General features: G+C 73.1%; 3 protein-coding genes and 1 pseudogene. 2 read left to right on the forward strand and 2 right to left on the reverse strand.

What is annotated here, in order from left to right:
* A pseudogene (locus tag ABGB11_RS42260) lies at positions 1-307 on the reverse strand (hypothetical protein); the annotation flags it as partial.
* A gap of 345 nt (positions 308-652) precedes the next feature.
* Between ABGB11_RS42260 and ABGB11_RS42265 the strand changes: the two are divergent.
* Complete coding sequence (locus ABGB11_RS42265; RefSeq protein ID WP_347641336.1) at positions 653-970, forward strand: hypothetical protein; 318 nt, start codon at positions 653-655, stop codon at positions 968-970.
* Positions 971-973: 3 nt separating this feature from the next.
* Positions 974-1,813: an STAS domain-containing protein gene (locus tag ABGB11_RS42270; RefSeq protein WP_347641338.1), complete on the forward strand. Its 840-nt coding sequence runs from the start codon at positions 974-976 to the stop codon at positions 1,811-1,813.
* On the opposite strand, the gene ABGB11_RS42275 is transcribed toward ABGB11_RS42270, so the two are convergent.
* Positions 1,791-2,028: hypothetical protein (locus ABGB11_RS42275; protein ID WP_347641340.1), on the reverse strand; the 238-nt coding region annotated here is incomplete at its 5' end. The two genes, ABGB11_RS42270 and ABGB11_RS42275, sit on opposite strands and share 23 nt — an antisense overlap.

Raw genomic sequence — 2,028 nt, forward strand, 5'->3', positions numbered from 1 at the left:
CGACGCCGAGCCATTGCAGGTGGTCGAGTTTGGAGATCAGGCCGCGCAGGTCGCCGTAGCCGTCGTTGTTGCTGTCGGCGAACCCGCGGACCGACACCTCGTAGAACACCGCCGTCTTGAACCAGTGCGGCGTGCGCGGCGCCTTCTCGTCGAAGGGGTCGGGGACCGGCCCCGTGGCGGGCCCCGTCGCAGGTCCGTCCGCGGGTCCGGCGGCGGGCGGCGGAGCGTCCGGCAGCGGCGCGGTGCCGGCCGGCGGTGCGGTGACCTCGTCGGACGAGCGGGCGGTGTTCTTCGGCTGGCCGTGCATGGGTCACCCCGGGTGTGTTGGAGACATCTAGATCAGCAATTCCCGCGGCGCGCGCCGGGGACGTGCGGGCCGGGCAAGCATCCGTAAAAGGTTCGGTACCGGTGATCTGCACGCGCCAGGCGCCGGGAAAGCGGTGGTGAAAACACGGCCATTCGCGGCCCGTCCGCTGGCGCCGGTGCCCGCGAATACTTGCCGGGGGAAGGTTGTGTCATGTCCGTGTTTTTAGGTTCGTCGCTTTTTCTGTCGCAACCCTCGGGTAGGTCATTTCCAAGCTCAGAACCCGCCGCGCGGCGGGTTCTGTTCGGTTCGGGCGGAATACGTCCGTCCAAAGCGATCGGAGGGACAGTGGAGCGCTGGGAGAAGTCGCCATCGGTCGTACCGACGCGCGATGAGCTCGTGGCGCGGCTGCGCGTCCGCTTCGCCGACATACCGGTGGAGCGCGTGCGCCGCTGCGTGGACGACCTGTGGTGCTGCTGCACCCATCTCGGGGTGCGGCCCGAGGAGCGGACCATCGAGCGCCTCGCGGCGTCCCGGCTGACGGGCGTCGTGCGCGGCGCCCGTCCGCCGTACCCGGACGTACGGCCGGCGACCCGGCCGCCGGGCCGCCTCACCGCTCCGCCCCGGCGCGCCCGCGCGGCCGCTCCTACCCCGATCGGGATGTGACAGATGAAGGACACGACCATGCCGGGGCTGAGCATCGAGACCCGGCGAGGATTCATCGTGCTCGGCCTGCCCGCGCAGATCAGCTGGCAGAACTACGCGGGGATCCGGGAGGGGGTGAGCAGGGCGCTGTCGCTCGCCTGCGCCGGCCCGCCCGGGGCGCGGCGCGGGGGAGTCGTCGTCGACTTCGGTGACGCGGTTCTGCTGGACGCGGCCGGGCTGGTCCTGCTGGCCCGCGCCGAGACCCGGGCGCGGCTGCTCGGCTGCACGCTGCGGGCCGTGGTGCCCGCCCTGTCCGCCCATGTGCGCAGGGCGCTGCACCTGACGGGGCTCGCGCGGCTCGTCCCGGTGTTCGCGGACGTGGCGTCGGCGACGTCCGCGCCCGTCCCGGCCGGGGCCGGCGGGGAGGTCGACACCACGCACGTGCTCGACGCGATCCGCGCCCTGCACCCGGGGGACGCCGGGCTCACCCCGACGCCGCCCGCGCCGTCCGAGCTGACGATCACCACGACGGCGGCCGGCGACGGCGACCACACCGTGGTGGACCTGTCCGGCATGCTGGACGAGGCCACCGTGCTGCGGCTCGGGGAGACCCTGACGACGCTGGTCGAGGGGAACCTGCGGCATCTGATGGTGCGGATGCACGACCGGCTCGGCGTCCGCTGCGACCCGCTGCCGATCCTGCTCGGCATCCGCTGGCGGGTGGCCGCCGAGGGCGGCTGCCTCGCGCTGCCGGCGCTGCCCGCCAGGCTCCGCGAGATCATCGACCGGGAAGGCCTCGGGTCGGTGTTCACCGGCTGCCGGTCCATCGAGGAGCGCCTGCTCAGCGGCGCCGAACCGGCCTGACCGCGGCGTCGTCACCATCGGCCCGCCCACGTCCCTCGTTCCGCTCGAACGTGAGGATGTGGGCGGGCTTGGTGCGCGGGTCGAGGCGGACGTAGTTGGACCTGGTCCAGGTGTAGGTGGCGCCGTCGAGTTGGTCGGTGACGGTGAACGGGTGGGTGGGGTCGTCGGGCAGGCCGAGGGCGGGCAGGTCGAGGTGGAGGGTGGCTTCGCGGGGG

This window comes from Actinomadura sp. B10D3 (assembly GCF_039871695.1).
Lineage (GTDB): Bacteria > Actinomycetota > Actinomycetes > Streptosporangiales > Streptosporangiaceae > Spirillospora > Spirillospora madurae.

Excerpts from the sequence above, each read along its gene's own strand:
- ABGB11_RS42270 (WP_347641338.1), top strand. The coding sequence starts at position 974 with ATGAAGGACACGACCATGCCGGGGCTGAGCATCGAGACCCGGCGAGGA.